The organism is Idiomarina sp. UBA4206 (assembly GCF_002383015.1).
In the GTDB taxonomy this organism is placed as follows: Bacteria; Pseudomonadota; Gammaproteobacteria; order Enterobacterales; family Alteromonadaceae; genus Idiomarina; species Idiomarina abyssalis.
Genome location: NZ_DFTS01000013.1, coordinates 20576 through 21692 on the forward strand (window position 1 = coordinate 20576; position 1117 = coordinate 21692).

Below are 1117 nucleotides of genomic sequence, written 5' to 3' on the forward strand. Positions count from 1 at the left end.
CGCTGTTACTAAAGCCCGTTACTGTGCGGCCCTGAACAATAGGGTCGCCACACGGCGTTTTTGCATTCAGTAATACCGCAGGAGCATGGCAAACAGCGGAAACCGGCTTACCTTTACTCCAGAAGTGCTCAATGAGCTTAATTGAATGCTCGTCGTTCGTTAAATCCCATAAAGGTCCGTGACCACCAGGATAGAAAATCGCATCAAAACTTTCCGGATCAACTTCATCCAGCTTGCAGGTCGTCTCGAGTTTCTGCTGTGCTGTTGTGTCGTTGTCAAAGCGCTTCGTCGCTTCCGTTTGAGCGTCAGGGGAAGTGCTGTTTGGATCGATGGGTGGCTTACCACCTTTTGGCGATGCCAAAGTAACATCCACGCCCGCGTCTGCAAAAACGTAGTACGGGGCCGCAAATTCTTCTACCCAGAAACCTGTCTTATGGTCTGTGTCACCGAGTTTATCGTGTGAGGTTAATACCATTAATACTTTCACTTAGCACTCCCGTTAAATGAGTCAAAAACTTATTATAGACTACGCAGTAAAACGCCAGTTTGATCACTCACCATGCTGCTCAAGCCAGCGGTACAAGGTACGCCGGGTTACCCCAAGAATTTCAGCCGCTTTCGATTTATTACCCTCTGCGTGCACCAGCACTTTGCGTATGTATTGGTTTTGATACTCGTCCAGAGTTGGCCACTCTGCGGCATACTCCACTTCGGGTTCATGCTCACTCTCCAGAATTCTTTGCGGTAAATCTTCAACCGCTATTTTGTCGTCTCTGGAAAAGGTAAAAGCACGCTCTATCGCATTTTGCAGTTCGCGGACATTACCAGGAAAGCGATAGCGATAAAGCTGTTCGAGCGCAGCCGGTGAAATACTCTGAACCGCTTTGTCGCTGCTCTTCTGCAACTGCTGTAAAAAGTGGTTGGCGAGACGTTCAATGTCTTCACCGCGCTCGCGTAAAGGAGGCACTCGCAGACTAAAGGTTTCCAGCCGATAAAATAAGTCCTGCCGGAAGCGCCCGTCTTCAACCTGCTTTTCTAAGTCCTGGTGAGTCGCAGCCAGGATCCGGACATTAACCGTTTCTTCTTCGTCGCTGCCCACCGCGCGGATGGTACCTTT

General features: G+C 49.6%; 2 protein-coding genes. Both read right to left on the minus strand.

Going from position 1 to position 1117, the window contains the following annotated elements:
- On the minus strand, positions 1-487 hold a 487-nt coding region (locus tag B3180_RS02560), incomplete at its 3' end, for a type 1 glutamine amidotransferase domain-containing protein (RefSeq protein ID WP_286842844.1).
- 63 nt (positions 488-550) lie between these two features.
- Positions 551-1117: sigma 54-interacting transcriptional regulator (locus B3180_RS02565; RefSeq protein WP_286842847.1), on the minus strand; the 567-nt coding region annotated here is incomplete at its 5' end.